This window comes from Glaciihabitans sp. UYNi722 (assembly GCF_040549465.1).
Classification (GTDB): domain Bacteria; phylum Actinomycetota; class Actinomycetes; order Actinomycetales; family Microbacteriaceae; genus Lacisediminihabitans.
In genome coordinates this window covers 68,456-84,753 of the sequence record NZ_JBEPTL010000011.1, presented here as the reverse complement: position 1 = coordinate 84,753, position 16,298 = coordinate 68,456, and the positions used below count along the sequence as shown (strand labels likewise).

General features: G+C 60.4%; 10 protein-coding genes and 3 rRNA genes. All 13 read right to left on the bottom strand.

Annotated features, from left to right (window positions below):
* Window positions 1-71 precede the first annotated feature (71 nt).
* Window positions 72-188: ribosomal RNA gene (rrf, locus tag ABIB56_RS10040) — 5S ribosomal RNA — on the bottom strand.
* 112 nt (window positions 189-300) lie between these two features.
* Window positions 301-3,423 (bottom strand): 23S ribosomal RNA (locus ABIB56_RS10035).
* 518 nt (window positions 3,424-3,941) lie between these two features.
* Window positions 3,942-5,462: ribosomal RNA gene (locus ABIB56_RS10030) — 16S ribosomal RNA — on the bottom strand.
* The 16S, 23S and 5S rRNA genes sit together here, the layout of an rRNA operon.
* Before the next feature lie 614 nt (window positions 5,463-6,076).
* Window positions 6,077-7,378 (bottom strand): tyrosine--tRNA ligase, encoded by a 1,302-nt coding sequence (gene tyrS, locus ABIB56_RS10025; protein WP_354569065.1) that lies wholly within the window; start codon window positions 7,376-7,378, stop codon window positions 6,077-6,079.
* A gap of 61 nt (window positions 7,379-7,439) precedes the next feature.
* On the bottom strand, window positions 7,440-8,057 hold the full coding sequence (locus ABIB56_RS10020) for a DNA-3-methyladenine glycosylase (protein WP_354569064.1): 618 nt from the start codon (window positions 8,055-8,057) through the stop codon (window positions 7,440-7,442).
* Window positions 8,057-8,203, bottom strand: a complete 147-nt coding sequence (locus tag ABIB56_RS10015) for a hypothetical protein (protein WP_354569063.1) — start codon at window positions 8,201-8,203, stop codon at window positions 8,057-8,059. Before ABIB56_RS10015 ends, ABIB56_RS10020 begins: the two co-directional genes overlap by 1 nt.
* Window positions 8,204-8,206: 3 nt before the next feature.
* Window positions 8,207-9,640 carry an argininosuccinate lyase gene (gene argH / locus ABIB56_RS10010; RefSeq protein ID WP_502917589.1) on the bottom strand — a complete coding sequence of 478 codons (1,434 nt, stop codon included), beginning with the start codon at window positions 9,638-9,640 and terminating at the stop codon, window positions 8,207-8,209.
* Between the two features lie 2 nt (window positions 9,641-9,642).
* Window positions 9,643-10,839: an argininosuccinate synthase gene (locus ABIB56_RS10005; protein WP_354569061.1), complete on the bottom strand. Its 1,197-nt coding sequence runs from the start codon at window positions 10,837-10,839 to the stop codon at window positions 9,643-9,645.
* Window positions 10,840-10,884: 45 nt separating this feature from the next.
* A complete protein-coding gene (gene argF / locus ABIB56_RS10000; RefSeq protein WP_354569060.1) occupies window positions 10,885-11,814 on the bottom strand; it encodes an ornithine carbamoyltransferase in 930 nt (309 codons plus the stop codon).
* The gene (locus ABIB56_RS09995; RefSeq protein ID WP_354569059.1) at window positions 11,811-13,031 is read right to left on the bottom strand and encodes an acetylornithine transaminase; all 1,221 of its coding nucleotides are present in this window, start codon (window positions 13,029-13,031) and stop codon (window positions 11,811-11,813) included. The genes argF and ABIB56_RS09995 overlap by 4 nt, the downstream gene beginning before the upstream one ends.
* Window positions 13,028-13,927 carry an acetylglutamate kinase gene (gene argB / locus ABIB56_RS09990; RefSeq protein WP_354569058.1) on the bottom strand — a complete coding sequence of 300 codons (900 nt, stop codon included), beginning with the start codon at window positions 13,925-13,927 and terminating at the stop codon, window positions 13,028-13,030. Before argB ends, ABIB56_RS09995 begins: the two co-directional genes overlap by 4 nt.
* On the bottom strand, window positions 13,927-15,078 hold the full coding sequence (gene argJ / locus ABIB56_RS09985; RefSeq protein WP_354569057.1) for a bifunctional glutamate N-acetyltransferase/amino-acid acetyltransferase ArgJ: 1,152 nt from the start codon (window positions 15,076-15,078) through the stop codon (window positions 13,927-13,929). The genes argB and argJ overlap by 1 nt, the downstream gene beginning before the upstream one ends.
* Window positions 15,075-16,118 carry an N-acetyl-gamma-glutamyl-phosphate reductase gene (gene argC, locus ABIB56_RS09980; protein WP_354569056.1) on the bottom strand — a complete coding sequence of 348 codons (1,044 nt, stop codon included), beginning with the start codon at window positions 16,116-16,118 and terminating at the stop codon, window positions 15,075-15,077. Before argC ends, argJ begins: the two co-directional genes overlap by 4 nt.
* Window positions 16,119-16,298: the final 180 nt, after the last annotated feature.

Genomic DNA, 16,298 nt, shown 5'->3' with positions numbered 1-16,298 from the left:
ATAGGTGGTTAACGCAAAATAGCCACCCAACCGCGTCTATTCGACGCAGTGGGTGGCCATCTTACAAAGAAGTCCGGCGGTGTCCTACTCTCCCACAAGGTCCCCCTTGCAGTACCATCGGCGCAGAGAGTCTTAGCTTCCGGGTTCGGAATGTGACCGGGCGTTTCCCTCTCGCTATGGCCGCCGAAACACTATGGATATAGGTTTCGAATTAGCCAACAGCGTGCTCTCTAAAAGAGCATCTGTTGTGCTGATTCCCGACCGTACATCGGGAACCACTCAGTGGACGCAAGCAAAAGTGTTATCAAGTTATCGGCTTATTAGTACGGGTCAGCTCCACGAGTCTTTAGTCCTCGCTTCCACATCCCGCCTATCAACCCAGTAGTCTAGCTGGGAGCCTCTCGACCTAAGTCATGGAAATCTCATCTTGAAGCTGGCTTCCCGCTTAGATGCTTTCAGCGGTTATCCATTCCGAACGTAGCTAATCAGCGGTGCTCCTGGCGGAACAACTGACACACCAGAGGTTCGTCCATCCCGGTCCTCTCGTACTAGGGATAGATCTTCTCAAATTTCCTGCGCGCGCAGAGGATAGGGACCGAACTGTCTCACGACGTTCTAAACCCAGCTCGCGTACCGCTTTAATGGGCGAACAGCCCAACCCTTGGGACCTACTCCAGCCCCAGGATGCGACGAGCCGACATCGAGGTGCCAAACCATGCCGTCGATATGGACTCTTGGGCAAGATCAGCCTGTTATCCCCGAGGTACCTTTTATCCGTTGAGCGACAGCGCTTCCACAAGCCACTGCCGGATCACTAGTCCCGACTTTCGTCCCTGCTCGACTTGTCAGTCTCACAGTCAAGCTCCCTTGTGCACTTACACTCGACATCTGATTGCCAACCAGATTGAGGGAACCTTTGGGCGCCTCCGTTACTTTTTAGGAGGCAACCGCCCCAGTTAAACTACCCACCAGGCACTGTCCCTGAACCAGATTATGGTTCGAAGTTAGATATCCAGAGTGACCAGAGTGGTATTTCAACAATGACTCCACCTGAACTAGCGTCCAAGCTTCACAGTCTCCCACCTATCCTACACAAGCCACACCGAACACCAATACCAAGCTGTAGTAAAGGTCACGGGGTCTTTCCGTCCTTCTGCGCGTAACGAGCATCTTTACTCGTAGTGCAATTTCGCCGAGTTCGCGGTTGAGACAGCTGGGAAGTCGTTACGCCATTCGTGCAGGTCGGAACTTACCCGACAAGGAATTTCGCTACCTTAGGATGGTTATAGTTACCACCGCCGTTTACTGGGGCTTAAATTCTCAGCTTCGCCTTGCGGCTAACCGTTCCTCTTAACCTTCCAGCACCGGGCAGGCGTCAGTCCGTATACATCGTCTTGCGACTTGGCACGGACCTGTGTTTTTAGTAAACAGTCGCTTCCCACTGGTCTCTGCGGCCGTATGGTGCTCCAGGAGCAAGTCCTTTCACACCGCGGGCCCCCCTTCTCCCGAAGTTACGGGGGCATTTTGCCGAGTTCCTTAACCACGATTCTCTCGATCTCCTTGGTATTCTCTACCTGAACACCTGAGTCGGTTTGGGGTACGGGTGACTTGAACCTCGCGTCGATGCTTTTCTTGGCAGCATAGGATCACTGATTTCGCTCGTAAGAGCTACCCATCGGGTCTCAGGCTATGTGAACGACGGATTTGCCTATCGTTCGCCCTACATCCTTAGACCGGGACAACCATCGCCCGGCTCAGCTACCTTCCTGCGTCACACCTGTTAATACGCTAAACGCACCAGCATAGGGTCGTGTGCTAGGCCCAACGCTTCACCCCGAAGGGATCCATCTATGGGATTCAGACACTTAGCATCGCTGGATTATCTTGGGCGGTTCTTCGTCAGTACGGGAATATCAACCCGTTGTCCATCGACTACGCCTGTCGGCCTCGCCTTAGGTCCCGACTTACCCAGGGCGGATTAGCCTGGCCCTGGAACCCTTGTTCTTTCGGAGGACGGGTTTCTCACCCGTCTTTCGCTACTCATGCCTGCATTCTCACTCGTGTGGCATCCACGGCTGGTTTACACCGCCGCTTCGCTCGCCACACGACGCTCTCCTACCACTCCGTACGCCTGGACCCACAAAAGTGGGCCGGGCTACTATACGAAATCTACAACTTCGGTGGTGTGCTTGAGCCCCGTTACATTGTCGGCGCGGAATCACTTGACCAGTGAGCTATTACGCACTCTTTCAAGGGTGGCTGCTTCTAAGCCAACCTCCTGGTTGTCTATGCAACTCCACATCCTTTCCCACTTAGCACACGCTTTGGGACCTTAGTTGGTAGTCTGGGTTGTTTCCCTCTCGACGATGAAGCTTATCCCCCACCGTCTCACTGCTGCGCTCTCACTTACCGGCATTCGGAGTTTGGCTAACGTCAGTAACCTTTTGGGGCCCATCAGCTATCCAGTAGCTCTACCTCCGGCAAGAAACACGCAACGCTGCACCTAAATGCATTTCGGAGAGAACCAGCTATCACGAAGTTTGATTGGCCTTTCACCCCTATCCACAGCTCATCCCCTCCATTTTCAACTGAAGTGGGTTCGGTCCTCCACGACGTCTTACCGTCGCTTCAACCTGGCCATGGATAGATCACTTCGCTTCGGGTCTAGAACCAGCGACTATAACGCCCTATTCAGACTCGCTTTCGCTACGGCTACCCCACTCGGGTTAACCTCGCCACTGATCACTAACTCGCAGGCTCATTCTTCAAAAGGCACGCTGTCACCCCTACTAAGGAGGCTCCAACGGTTTGTATGCAAACGGTTTCAGGTACTATTTCACTCCCCTCCCGGGGTACTTTTCACCTTTCCCTCACGGTACTTGTCCGCTATCGGTCATCTGGGAGTATTTAGGCTTATCAGGTGGTCCTGACAGATTCACACGGGATTTCTCGGGCCCCGTGATACTTGGGATACTTCTTCAGCCATTACGACATTTCGACTACGGGGTTGGCACCCTCTGTGACTGGCCTTTCAATGCCATTCGTCTATATCGCGCTGTAACTGTTGCAGTACGGCAGTAACTGCTAAAAAGTCCCGCAACCCCGACCATGCAACGCCTGCCGGCTATCACACATGATCGGTTTGGCCTCTTCCGGTTTCGCTCGCCACTACTTACGGAATCGCTTTTGCTTTCTCTTCCTGTGGGTACTGAGATGTTTCACTTCCCCACGTTCCCTCTACCCGCCCTATATATTCAGGCGGGAGTCACTGGGTTATATTGCTATACCCAGCGGGGTTTCCCCATTCGGAAATCCTCGGATCGAGGCTCTATTATCAGCTCCCCGAGGCTTATCGCAGATTTATACGTCCTTCATCGGCTCCAGATGCCAAGGCATCCACCGTTTGCACTTAGAAACTTGATGACAAAATTACACAAAAATCAGCGCAACGTTGAATAAACAACGCATTGCAAAATCTTTAATGAAGAGATCAACTCATCGCCGAACGCCCGGGCAAGCCCGGATGTCATTGACGAGCAGTCTCTAAGATGCTCGCGTCCACTGTGTAGTTCTCAAAGTACGGGCGGTACTTCGTCTTACCTGTGCTTGCCGTGTCATGAGTAATCATGTGCCGGTAGTTCGCCAGGGATCGAAGTCCAAGACCGTAACAACCCGAAGGTCATCGTTGGTCCAGAAGTCCAGTCAACCGACTCCCAAAGGAGCAGGCCAGCCCGGTCCCTCAGGACCCAACAGCGTGCAGAAGACCAGGCTTTCGACGTGGACCTTTCCAGCCTTCCGAAGAAGGCGTACTAAGTCCAGGTCTCCAACCTGGTCACAATGTCAATGTTCCACCCATGAGCGCCACCGGAGGACGTATGCCTCCGAAATGACTTGGCAAGTTAATTCCGCTGTATACAGACGGACTTGCACATGCTCCTTAGAAAGGAGGTGATCCAGCCGCACCTTCCGGTACGGCTACCTTGTTACGACTTAGTCCTAATTACCGATCCCACCTTCGACAGCTCCCTCCTTGCGGTTGGGCCACTGGCTTCGGGTGTTACCGACTTTCATGACTTGACGGGCGGTGTGTACAAGGCCCGGGAACGTATTCACCGCAGCGTTGCTGATCTGCGATTACTAGCGACTCCGACTTCATGAGGTCGAGTTGCAGACCTCAATCCGAACTGAGACCGGCTTTTTGGGATTCGCTCCACCTTGCGGTATTGCAGCCCTTTGTACCGGCCATTGTAGCATGCGTGAAGCCCAAGACATAAGGGGCATGATGATTTGACGTCATCCCCACCTTCCTCCGAGTTGACCCCGGCAGTCTCCTATGAGTTCCCACCATTACGTGCTGGCAACATAGAACGAGGGTTGCGCTCGTTGCGGGACTTAACCCAACATCTCACGACACGAGCTGACGACAACCATGCACCACCTGTATACCGACCTTGCGGGGAGACTGTTTCCAGCCTTTTCCGGTATATGTCAAGCCTTGGTAAGGTTCTTCGCGTTGCATCGAATTAATCCGCATGCTCCGCCGCTTGTGCGGGCCCCCGTCAATTCCTTTGAGTTTTAGCCTTGCGGCCGTACTCCCCAGGCGGGGAACTTAATGCGTTAGCTGCGACACAGAATCCGTGGAATGGACCCTACATCTAGTTCCCAACGTTTACGGCATGGACTACCAGGGTATCTAATCCTGTTCGCTCCCCATGCTTTCGCTCCTCAGCGTCAGTTACGGCCCAGAGATCTGCCTTCGCCATCGGTGTTCCTCCTGATATCTGCGCATTCCACCGCTACACCAGGAATTCCAATCTCCCCTACCGCACTCTAGTCTGCCCGTACCCACTGCAGGCTGGAGGTTGAGCCTCCAGTTTTCACAGCAGACGCGACAAACCGCCTACGAGCTCTTTACGCCCAATAATTCCGGATAACGCTTGCACCCTACGTATTACCGCGGCTGCTGGCACGTAGTTAGCCGGTGCTTTTTCTGCAGGTACCGTCACTTTCGCTTCTTCCCTACTAAAAGAGGTTTACAACCCGAAGGCCGTCGTCCCTCACGCGGCGTTGCTGCATCAGGCTTGCGCCCATTGTGCAATATTCCCCACTGCTGCCTCCCGTAGGAGTCTGGGCCGTGTCTCAGTCCCAGTGTGGCCGGTCACCCTCTCAGGCCGGCTACCCGTCGTCGCCTTGGTGAGCCTTTACCTCACCAACTAGCTGATAGGCCGCGAGTCCATCCTTGACCAAAATTCTTTCCAACTCCTGAAGATGCCTTCGAAGTTCGTATCCGGTATTAGACACCGTTTCCAGTGCTTATCCCAGAGTCAAGGGCAGGTTACTCACGTGTTACTCACCCGTTCGCCACTGATCCAGAGGAGCAAGCTCCTCTTTCACCGTTCGACTTGCATGTGTTAAGCACGCCGCCAGCGTTCATCCTGAGCCAGGATCAAACTCTCCGTAAATGTTTGATTGCACACCTCGCGCTAAAGCAAAGCCTTAGACAGCGCAGTGGCACATCTAGTGTGTCAAGCCACCGGAATAGGCGGCCGACACAAGTTTGAAACTGACAGAACAAATCAATACTGACTTGCTTTGTTGTTTAAATGTTTTCCAAAGGAATCTCCTCTGCGGTAACCGTTAGAAAACAGTTCCTACAGACGAGGTTTTTGGCATTTGACATTGTGCACGCTGTTGAGTTCTCAAGGATCGGACGCTCCCGGTGCCTCGTCTCGCGACTCGGCTGCCAGGGCAACTCTTTTACCTGTTTGTCGCCTGCACTCTCGCGCCGGGCAACTTGTCTAACTTACCACCTTCGCTGGCCTTGTCAAATCGACCGGAGCGGCTTGAAAAGCGCGCACCAAACCGTCTGGACAATCTCACGAGGTGGGTTATTCATCCTAAGATCTGAAGACAGCTTCCTACAAGAGGTTCACTGCTATTTGACTCGGATTGTTGTCCCTCTTGAGGCCGGAAGCTCTTCGGCTTTTCGAACCTTTGGGGTGACAAGTAAGAAGATTACGTGCCGTTTGGGGGGCGGTCAAATTATGCGCAATCCCGGGCGTGTCGCACTGATTGGCTACTCGACGAAGATGCCGGCGAGGGTTTTCTTGCCACGACGCAGGACAGCCATGCCGCCGGGGAGGGTGCTGCTGGCTAGGGTGAGCGCGACATCCTCGACCTTGGTGTTGTTGAGGTAGACCCCGCCCTGTTCGAGGGCACGCCGAGACTCACCGAGACTCGCGGCTAGGCCGGTATCGACGAGTAGCTGCACCACGAGGGTGTCGGAGGTCGTGGTGGTGTTCGGGAGTTCCCTCAGGGCTGCTTCGAGAGTGCCGCTGTCGAGCTCGGCGAGGTCTCCCTGGCCGAACAGTGCACCCGCAGCTTCTATGGCCGCCTGGGTCGCTTCGCCGCCGTGCACGAGGGTCGTGACCTCGAGGGCGAGAGTGCGCTGTGCCTCCCGCCTGAACGGCTCCGCGGCCACGGCATCCGCAAGCCTGTCGATCTCGGCTTTCGAGAGGAAGGTGAAAATCTTGAGGCGCGAAATCACGTCGGCATCATCGCTGTTGAGCCAGAACTGGTAGAAGGCGTAAGGGCTCGTGAGCGCAGGGTCGAGCCAGACCGCATTCCCTTCACTCTTACCGAACTTGGTACCGTCGCTGTTCGTGATGAGCGGCGTACCGATTGCGTGCGCCGAGACGGCTTCCGCCTTACGGATGAGGTCGGTTCCGCTGGTGAGATTGCCCCACTGGTCGCTCCCACCGGTCTGCAGCACGCAGCCGTAGGTACGAAAGAGCTCGAGGAAGTCCATACCCTGCAGAATCTGGTAGCTGAACTCGGTATAGCTGATGCCGCTGTCGCTGTTGAGACGCGCGCTGACGGCATCCTTCTTGAGCATGGTGCCGACGCGGAAGTGCTTGCCGATGTCCCGAAGGAAGTCGATGGCGCTGAGTGGCGCCGTCCAGTCCAGGTTGTTAACCAGGCGGGCGGCATTGTCGCCCTCGAAGCTGAGGAAACGCGACACCTGCTCCTGGAGATATCCGACCCACTCGGCAACGGTGTCCTTGGTGTTGAGTGTGCGTTCGGCCGTCGGCCGCGGATCGCCGATCAGACCGGTCGAGCCACCGACCAGGCCGAGCGGCTTGTGACCGGCAAGCTGAATGCGGCGCATGGTGAGGAGTTGCACGAGGTTTCCCAGGTGCAGGCTCGGTGCCGTCGGATCGAAGCCGCAGTAGTAGGTGATGGGCTCCCCCGCGAGAACCGACTTGAGCTCGGCCTCATCGGTCGAGACATGGACCAGTCCACGCCAGACGATCTCTTCCCAGACGTCGTCGAACGAATCGTCGTTGCGCTGGTCGGACAGGATTTCGGATGCTGGCACCGGCCCAGATTACCAGCGTCGCCTATTCGCTTGCCCTCGATGGTTCATTCGCGCGCCAAGGCTAGCTGATCGGCTGGGAACGCTTCTTGGGGACGTGCCGTTTGTAAGGCGAAACGCTCGGCGCGCCAGGGATCCAGTAGCGCCAGGGGAAAGCATCCGTTCCGCCGTCGCCGGAGAGACCTGTTCGCGGACCGGACTCGAAGGGTTGCGAATGCTCGGGCATAGTCAGTTCGAAGGGTTCGACCGCGAGGTCCGCTCCCCCGTCGGCGAGGGTGATGCCGAGAGCCACCACGAGACGGGCGGGCCCGCGAGCGAGATCCGTGTCGATCTTTGTCGTGAGACGTCGGGACCTGGCGAGCTCGATACCCTCGACGACCTCCCCCGCTCGCAGCAGTACGGCGGACGCGGTGCCGGGAGGCGAGCAGACGACGTTCGCGCAGACATGCATCCCGTAGGTGAAGTACGTGTAGAGAAAACCCGGTTCCTCGAACATGACGGCGTTACGTTTGGTTTTTCCACGGAATGCGTGGGAACCGGGATCGAGCGCGCCGAGGTAGGCCTCGACTTCGGTGATCCGCACGGAGACGACGCCCTCCAGCGAATTCTTCATGAGGATCGCGCCGAGCAACGCTGGTGCGACCTCGATCGCCGGCTGCGCCAGAAAATCGCGATCGAACACTAGAAGAGGCTCGCGCCGCTCGCGAAAAAGATGATCGCCGCCGTTATCGCCATTGCCGCGACGACACCATAGATGCACCACATCACGATCTTCTGGGTGCGTGTCTGCTCCGGCTTTTTCGGACGGTCGTCTTTGCTCAGGGTCATTTCTTAGATCTCCTCGAGTTCCCTGATCCGCCGGGTCAGGGCGGCCAACTGCTCTGCGACACGCTCGGGGGCTGTTCCGCCGGCACCCGTGCGGCTCGCGATGGAGCCAGCGACCGTGAGTACACCGCGCACCTCAGGGGTGAGATGAGGCGAGATCGCCGCGAATTCCTCGTCAGTGGGTTCGTCGAGCTCGACACCGCGCCCTTCGCAAAATGAGACCAGCGCCCCGGTGATTTCGTGAGCGTCGCGGAACGGTACCTTCTGCTTCACCAGCCACTCCGCCACATCTGTGGCAAGAGAGAAACCCTGCGGGGCGAGTTCCGCCATGCGTTCGACATGAAAGTCGAGCGTCGAGACCATACCGGTGAACGCGGGTAGCAGCACCTCGAGGGTGGTGATCGAGTCGAAGACCGGCTCCTTGTCTTCCTGAAGGTCGCGGTTGTAGGCGAGCGGGAGACCCTTGAGCGTGGCGAGCAGACCTGAGAGGTTGCCGATGAGCCGGCCCGCCTTGCCACGAGCGAGCTCGGCGATGTCGGGATTCTTCTTCTGCGGCATGATCGACGAGCCAGTCGAGTAGGCGTCGCTGAGCGTGACGAAACCGAACTCTCTGGTGTTCCAGAGGATGATTTCCTCGGCGAAGCGCGACAGATCGATGCCGATCTGGGCGGTGACATAAGCGAACTCCGCGACGACGTCCCGGCTGGCGGTGCCGTCGATGGAGTTCTCGACGCTGGCGTCGAAGCCGAGGTCGGTGGCAACGCCGAGCACATCGAGCCCCAGCGTGTTGCCGGCGAGAGCCCCCGAACCGTAGGGCGATGAGTTGGCGCGGACATCCCAGTCCCTGAATCGCTCGAGATCGCGCACGAGTGGCCAGCAGTGCGCGAGCAGATGGTGTGCGAGCAGAACCGGCTGGGCGTGTTGAAGGTGCGTGCGGCCGGGCATGACTGCCGTCTCATGAGTGACGGCCTGGGCCGAGATCGCATCGACGAGGTCGACGACGAGCGACGAGATGCGCTTGGCGTGATCGCGCAGCAGCATGCGCGTCAGCGTGGCAATCTGGTCGTTTCGGCTCCGGCCGGCGCGGAGCTTGCCTCCCAGGGCCGGACCCGCGAGATCGATGAGGCCGCGTTCAAGCGCTGAGTGCACGTCTTCGTCGGCCGAGGTCGGCCGGAATGTGCCATCCGTCACGGCCGCCTGCAGCGCGTCAAGTGCCGAGAGCATGCCCGCGAGCTCATCGACATCGAGGTAGCCGGCGTTGGCAAGAGCCCTGGCATGAGCCCGCGAGCCCGCGATGTCGTAGCCCGCGAGCTGCCAGTCGAAGTGGGTTGACCTGCTCAATGCCTGGAGGGCATCGGATGGTCCGGAGGTGAAGCGGGCACCCCAGAGGGCGCCGGCTTCACCGGCCCGGTTCGCTACCTGATCGCCCGGCGTCGACAAACTCAACCAGCTATCTCGCGGCGCGCCGAGATCTTGCTCGGCAGCGACCAGATCTCGATGAAACCTTTGGACAACGACTGGTCGAAGGTGTCACCGGTGTCATAGGTGGCGAGATTGAAGTCGTAGAGGCTCTGCTCGCTCCTCTGGCCGGTGACGACGGCGCGACCGCCCTGTAGCGTGAGACGGATGTCGCCGCTCACGTACTTCTGCGTGTCATCGATAAAGACATCGAGTGACCGCTTGAGGCTCGAGAACCACAAGCCGTCATAGACCAGATCGGACCATTCGGCCTCGACTCCGCGCTTATAGCGATTGAGGTCTCGCTCCAGGGTGAGGCTTTCGAGGGCCTCATGCGCGGCGATGAGAGCCATCGCGGCGGGTGCCTCGTACACCTCACGACTCTTGATACCGACCAGGCGGTCTTCGACGACGTCGATGCGTCCGACACCGTGCTTGCCCGCGAGCTCATTGAGTTTCTCGATGATCTGCAGCGTGCTGTAGGCGACACCGTCGATCGCGACCGGAATCCCGGAGGCGAAGGTGATCGTGACCTCGTCCGCCGGCTTCTCAACGCTGGGGTCCTGGGTGTACTCGTAGATGTCCTCGATGGGTGCGTTCCACGGGTCCTCGAGGAAGCCGGTCTCGACGGCGCGACCCCAGACATTCTTATCGATCGAATAAGGGCTCGCCGCGCTCTGGCGGATCGGCAGGTTGTGCTCGTTGGCGTAGACGATGGCCTTGTCGCGGGTGAGGGCGAGATCCCGCACCGGCGCGATGCTGGTGAGCTCCGGCGCGAGGGCGGCTACGGCAGCCTCAAAACGCACCTGGTCGTTACCTTTGCCGGTGCAGCCGTGGGCCACGCTGTCGGCGCCGAGCTGCTTGGCGACGATCGCGAGGTGCTTAGCGATGACCGGACGACTGAGCGCGGAGACCAGCGGATAACGCTTCTGGTACAGGGCGTTGGCTTTGAGTGCGGGCATGAGGAAGTCGTCAGCGAATTCGTCCTTCGCATCGACGACGATCGCCTCGACGGCACCACAATCGAGGGCGCGCTGGCGGATGTCCTCCATGTCTTCGCCACCCTGCCCGACATCGACGGCGAGGGCTACGACCTCTTTACCTGTCGCATCCTTCAGCCAGCCGATCCCCACCGAGGTGTCGAGTCCGCCCGAGTACGCGAGGACAACGCGTTCCGCCATTGATTTGCTCCTTGTGTTGTGTGTTCAAGTTTATGGGTGGCTAACTCAGCGACCTGACTGCTCCAGCAGCCAGACCATCAGGGCTTTCTGGGCATGCAACCGGTTCTCAGCTTCGTCCCAGACGACGCTCTGTGCACCGTCGATGACGTCTGCGGTCACCTCGTACCCGCGATCCGCAGGAAGGCAGTGCAGGAAGAGCGCGTCGGGCTTAGCGAGGCCCATGAGCTCTGAATCCACGCGATATCGTGCGAGGTCGACCAGGCGCTGCGCCTTTTCCTCCTCTTTACCCATGGACACCCAGGTGTCGGTGACCACCACATCCGCTCCGGCGACCGCCTCGATCGGATCGGTGTAGATCGCGATCGAGCCACCCGTGGTCACCGCGATGGCGTCAGCATCCGCCACCACTGAATCCTTGGGCAGGTAACCCTCCGGACACGCGATACGGATGTGCATGCCCGCGGTGGCTCCGGCGAGGAGGTAGGAATGCACCATGTTGTCTGCCCCGTCCCCCACGAAGGTCAATGTGAGTCCGGCGAGTTCTCCACGGTGCTCACGGATGGTGAGCAGGTCGGCCAGCAGCTGGCATGGGTGGAAATCATCCGAGAGACCGTTGATCACCGGGACAGTGGTTCCGAGCGCCATTTCTTCGAGACCGGACTGGGCGAAAGTGCGCCAGACGATCGCGGCGACCTGACGCTCGAGCACGCGCGCGGTGTCTGTCGCGGTCTCTTTGCCACCGAGCTGGCTGTTCGCCGTGCTAATGATGAGCGGACTTCCGCCGAGATCCGCGATTCCGACGGCGAACGAGACGCGAGTGCGGGTCGAGGACTTGTCGAAGATCACGGCGACCGTCTCCGGGCCGGCCAGCGGCTTCACCGCGAAGCGATCCTTCTTCAGTTCGACCGCGAGGTCGAGGACAGCGCTCTGCTCGGCCTGGGTGAGGTCGTCGTCGCGCAGGAAATGTCGGGTCACGAGACAGCCTCCAGAGTTTTCGTGAACAACTCGCGGAACTCCTCGAATTCCGCGTCGCCGATGATGAGGGGTGGTGCTATACGGATGCTGGAGTCGTTCGTCGCGTTGACGATGAGCCCCAGTTCCATGGCTTTGGTCGCGATTTCGGCGGCGACCGGCTTGCTCAGCCCGATCCCGACGAGAGCACCCTGCCCGCGGATCTCCGCGACCAGTGGCGAGTCGATGGACGCGATGATCTCGCGCAGCGTCGTGCCGATGATGGCCGCATTCTCGATCAGTCCCGCGCGCTCGATCTCACCGAGCACCGCGTTGCCTGCCGCGGTCGCCAGCGGATTGCCACCGAAAGTACTGCCGTGCTGGCCAGGGGTGAAGAGGTCGGATGCCCACCCGAAGGTCACGAGCGCGCCGATGGGCACTCCCCCGGCAATCCCTTTCGCCAGCACCAGCGCATCGGGCTCGATGCCTGACTGTTGGAAGGCGAACCAGCTTCCCGTGCGTCCGACACCGGTCTGGATCTCGTCGAGGATCAATAGCGCACCGTGCTCCTGCGTGAGCTCTCGAGCACGCGCGAGAAAACCCTCTGGTAGGTCGAGAACGCCGGCCTCGCCTTTGATCGGCTCGATGAAGACCGCTGCGACGGTGTCGTCGATGGCTGCCTCGAGAGCCTCGACGGTCGAGTCGATGTGCTCGACCCCCGGCAGCAGTGGCTCGAACGGCTCGCGCATCGCCGGCTTGCCGGTGAGGGAGAGCGAACCCATCGTGCGGCCATGGAAGGAGTTGACCAGCGACAGGATGCGGGTACGGGAACCGTCGCCGCGGTTGAGCCTCGCGAGTTTGATCGCCGCCTCGACAGCCTCAGTGCCCGAGTTGCAGAAGAACACCCGACCACGGTCGCCGGCGCCAGTGATCCGGCGGAGGCGCTCGGCCAGCTCGAGCTGCGGCGGGCTCGCGAAGTAGTTGGAGACATGCGCGAGGGTGGCCACCTGGCTGCTGACCGCATCCACCAGCACGGGATGCGCATGGCCGAGTGCGTTTACCGCGATGCCGGCGAGGAAGTCGAGGTAACGCTTGCCGTCGACGTCCCAGACGTGTGCGCCTTCGCCACGGACGAGCATCGCGAGTGGGGCCGCGAGCGAGCCCATCATGGCGTCACCGAAGCGCTGCCGCCAATCCTGTTCGCCAACGTTGATGTGCACCGCATTGCCTTGCTCGGTCACGACTCCTCCTTCTTCGATACGACTTCTGTTCCGTTTCCCTCGGCGGTGAATGCTTCGAGCAGGATCGCGTGAAGCACGCGACCGTCGATGATCGCGGCCGCGGAGACTCCGCCGTCTACAGCTTCAAGGCAGGCTTCCATCTTGGGAATCATGCCCGATTCAAGCGATGGAACCAGTGCACGCAGCTCTTCCGCTTCGATCGTCGTGACGAGCGAGTCTCGATTGGGCCAGTCACGGTAGAGACCGGCGACATCAGTGAGGATGATGAGCTTGGCTGCGTCGAGCGCCACAGCGAGTGATGCAGCGGCAGAATCGGCGTTCACGTTGAGTGTCTGGCCATGCTGCTGGGCATCGGGCGCGATGGACGAGACCACGGGGATCTGTCCGGCGTCGAGAATCGCCAGCACGGTGGCCGGATTCACCGATGTCACATCCCCGACCTGGCCGAGATCGACCTCTACGCCGTCGACGACGGTGCCGCGACGGGTGCCCGCGAAGAGGCGGTCGGTTTCGCCGGAGATGGCCTGGGCGAACGGACCGTGTTCGTTGATGAGAGCCACGATCTCCGGTCCGACCTGGGTGGTGAGCACATCGCGTACCACCTCGAGCGCCTCGGGACTTGTCACACGCAACCCGCCACGGAACTCGCTCGGGATGCCGCGCCTCTCCAGTTCCGCAGAGATCTGCGGGCCACCGCCGTGCACGACAACGGGGCGCACACCGACCTGGCGCAGGTAGACCATGTCCTCAGCGAATGCCTGCTTGAGCTCTTCGTTCACCATGGCGTTGCCACCGAACTTCACCACGATGGTCTGGCCCTGATAGCGCTTGAGCCAGGTGAGGGACTCGATCAGAGCCGCGGCTTTCACCGACGCGTGACTGCTGTGAGCGCCCATCAGCTGGAGTACGCGCTGTTCTCGTGCACATAGTCGTGCGTGAGATCGTTCGTGCGGATGGTGGCGGTCGCCGACCCGGCATGCAGGTCGACGAGTACGTGAACGGCCCGGCCAGTCAGGTCGACGAGGTCGCGAGACTGGTCGGGTTCGCCGGCATGGGCGACGCGTATCCCGTTCATCGTCACGTCGATGTCGTAGGGGTCGAAGGCGGCACTGGTCGTGCCGACAGCGGCGAGCACGCGACCCCAGTTGGGATCGTTGCCGAAGACCGCCGCCTTGAAGAGGTTGTTGCGCGAGATGGCACGCCCGACCTCGACGGCCTCGTCCTCCGTTGCCGCGTTGACGACCTCGATGTTGATGTCGTGCGCGGCGCCCTCGGCGTCTTCCTGAAGCAGTGCCGCCAGCTTCTCGCAGGTCTCCGTCAGCGCGGCCTCGAACTCGTCCAGATCTGGTGAAATGGTGGATGCCGCAGACGCAAGCAGCGCAACGGTGTCGTTGGTCGACATCGCGCCGTCCGAATCGAGCCTGTCGAAGGTGACCCTGGTGGCAACTCGGAGCGCGGTATCCAGTTGCGCCGGCGACAGGTCGGCATCGGTGGTGATCACGACGAGCATTGTCGCCAGCCCCGGCGCGAGCATTCCGGCGCCCTTCGCCATGCCGCCGAGTGACCAGCCGTCGCGTTCGACGATCACCTGTTTCGGGTGCGTGTCCGTGGTCATGATCGCGGTCGCGGCATCCTCACCGCCGTCGGGACCGAGGATGTTGTAGGCATCCGTCACCCCGGCGGTGACTTTCCCGAGGTCCAGCTGGTCGCCGATCAGGCCGGTGGAGCAGATGAGCACGTCAGACGCCGATGAGCCGAGCAGGCCTGCCGCGTGCTCCGCGGTCGAATGGCTGACCTGGAAACCGCGGGAACCTGTGTAGCAGTTGGCGCCGCCCGAGTTCAACACGATCGCGCTGATCAGACCGTCGCTGACGGCCTGCTGAGACCAGATGACCGGGTTGGCTTTGGCGCGATTGCTCGTGAATACCGCGGCCGCCGCCTGCGCTGGCCCGCGGTTGACTACGAGTGCGATGTCTTTGTCGCCGGATGACTTGAGGCCTGAGGCGACGCCCGCCGCCTCGAAACCCCGAGGATGTGTGACGCTCATGGTGCGACTCCGTCCATGGGAAGGCCCGTCGTCTCGGGAATACCGAGCGCGAGGTTGGCCGACTGGATGGCAGCCCCCGCGGTGCCCTTGACCAGGTTGTCGAGCGCCGTGATGACGACGACACGACCAGCGGCCTGATCGACGGCAAGGCCCATGAGAGCGGTGTTCGCGCCGATGGCATCACCGGACCGCGGCAGCTTCCCCTCGGGAAGCAGATGGATGAACGGCTCATCCGCGTAGGCCGCAGCCCAGGCGTCGCGCACCGCGGTGGCGCTGGTGCCGGGCAGGATGCGGGCAGTGGACGTCGCGAGGATGCCCCGCGACATCGGCACGATCACCGGGGTGAGGGAGATCGTGGGATCCACGGCGCCCGCGCCCCGCAGCGACTGCTGGATCTCCGGGATGTGGCGATGTGTGCCGCCCACCGCATAGGGATTGGCCGATCCGAGGATCTCGCTGGCGAGGTTCTCGAGCTTGAGGCTCTTGCCCGCACCGGATGGCCCGACCGCGAGAACCGCGACGAGGTCCTTCTCTTCGATCACCCCGCCGGCGATGCCCGGAGCGAGAGAAAGAGCAACCGTGCTTGCATTACAGCCGGGTGCCGCGATGCGAGTCGCCCCGACCAGGTTGTCACGCTGCTTGCCGCCGCCGACGATCAACTCCGGCACGCCGTAGGCCCAGGCTCCGAAGTACTCGCTGCCATAGAACGCCGCCCAGTCGGCGGGATCGGTGAGACGGTGATCGGCACCGCAGTCGACGACAAGGATGTTCTCGGGCAGCTGTGCGGTGACCTCACCCGACTTGCCGTGCGGCAGGGCGAGGAAGACCACATCGTGACCGGCGAGATTCTGCGGGGTGGTCTCAGCGAGACTCAGAGTGCCGAGTGAACGGAGGTGCGGCTGCACATCGACGAGTCTCTGGCCGGCGTTCTGGAACGCGGTGACCGTTGAGACGATGAAATCAGGATGGCTGGACAGCAAACGGAGCAGCTCACCACCGGCGTAGCCACTGGCACCTGCCACAGCGACGGAATAGGACATAGCTCTTGCCTTTTCTGAGTGGATTGACGAGGGATGATCCGGCGGCGCTATCTCGACACATCCACTATGCCCGAAGGCAGCAGGTCAATCGAGGAGCGTCGCCCCTACTCGCTCGCCGCGCAGGCCCACGAAAAGGCGGTTGAGACCACGGAGCACTGACGTGCGGCGGTCGGCCGATCC